The 1161-nt window shown below is 38.2% G+C and carries 3 protein-coding genes; all 3 read left to right on the top strand.

Annotated features, from left to right (window positions below; translation table 11 throughout):
• The first annotated feature begins 202 nt into the window (after positions 1-202).
• From G517_RS0111970 to G517_RS0111960, 3 genes are read left to right on the top strand one after another with little or no spacing between them, the layout of a single operon-like run.
• The gene (locus G517_RS0111970) at positions 203-430 is read left to right on the top strand and encodes a hypothetical protein (RefSeq protein WP_211224291.1); all 228 of its coding nucleotides are present in this window, start codon (positions 203-205) and stop codon (positions 428-430) included.
• Positions 423-668 carry a hypothetical protein gene (locus G517_RS0111965; protein ID WP_028304606.1) on the top strand — a complete coding sequence of 82 codons (246 nt, stop codon included), beginning with the start codon at positions 423-425 and terminating at the stop codon, positions 666-668. The genes G517_RS0111970 and G517_RS0111965 overlap by 8 nt, the downstream gene beginning before the upstream one ends.
• Positions 668-1030, top strand: a complete 363-nt coding sequence (locus tag G517_RS0111960; protein WP_028304605.1) for a hypothetical protein — start codon at positions 668-670, stop codon at positions 1028-1030. The genes G517_RS0111965 and G517_RS0111960 overlap by 1 nt, the downstream gene beginning before the upstream one ends.
• Positions 1031-1161: the final 131 nt, after the last annotated feature.

Raw genomic sequence — 1161 nt, 5'->3', positions numbered from 1 at the left:
AACCTGGATCGGCTGCACTCCTCGAACGGTGACTTGTCGCCGATGGAGTACGAGAAATTAGCAAATTAATGTGTCCGGTTTTGTTGACCAGAACAGTGAATAGCTTGATTTCAGATAAGAGAGAGAAGATAAACTCTAAATGTTTTCTGGATTATAAAACATTTCATGATATTACTCAGAGCCAAAAGTCAGGAGGTGAATTTTGACTACTGATGAAGACAAAATGATCAAGAAGTTGGAAGAGCACAGGGATACAACGAAACTTGTTGTTGAAATAGCTAAATTGCACGGCATAACAGTTACTCCATCTATAAACAATGACCCTAGAGGAGATTTCGAATACCCTCAGGATAGAAAAGATGAGTTAATTAATGCATTAGACAAATATATCGGAAAGTACAAATATACTAAGGGCAAAAATGATGAGTAAGAAGTTTGGGGAGATCAAGACACGGAAAAATATTTTCCCTTCTCAAGCAAGAGACATTATAGGTAAAGGGACTATAGATATACTGATTATTCAGGCAAAAGCATCTCAGAAAACCAAAGATATTCTTGATGAAGGTGGAGTAACTTTGTATGAAGGCGTGGAACCCAGCGAGGTTGAACGCTTAAGAGAGGTCGTGAGAGAAGAACTAGAGTCAAAAGAAAAAAAGGAGACTGAATAATGTTGGAGCTTACATTTTTTGATGGAAAAAATGAACCTGAAGTTATATCCGTATCCGAGAATTGCTATGAAAGGCTAGCCAAAATAGGGTTTGCCAAAGAAGTCGATTATAAAGAGCGCACTTTAACTATTGAGGAAGAAGAATACAGTATTTCCGCAGTAAAACTTACAGAAACAAACCGAAAAGTTCTGCTTGATCTTATTGAATGTGAAAGACAGAAAGAGTTAGAGAAGGTATTTGATCATATGGATAATAATCCAACGATTAAAGAGATGAGGGAAATCCTATTTTATATCAAAGAACTAACTATGGTTTATAAGTATTTGAAATTGGATAGTAATTTATACTTTTCGTATGAATGAGCAAGGCATAACAAGCCAAATCACGCGGACGCAGCGGAGCTGCGCCGGTGTTTGGGGCGTTCAGGCTGTAGAAAAACCTCCCGAACTATGATCTGATCGGGTTTTGAAACGCAGGAGGCGGTGATGGCTCG

The sequence above is a fragment of the Oceanospirillum maris DSM 6286 genome, from assembly GCF_000422865.1.
GTDB lineage: Bacteria > Pseudomonadota > Gammaproteobacteria > Pseudomonadales > Halomonadaceae > Oceanospirillum > Oceanospirillum maris.
The sequence above is the reverse complement of the archived record's forward strand: the minus strand, read 5'-3'. Positions and strand labels throughout refer to the sequence as shown.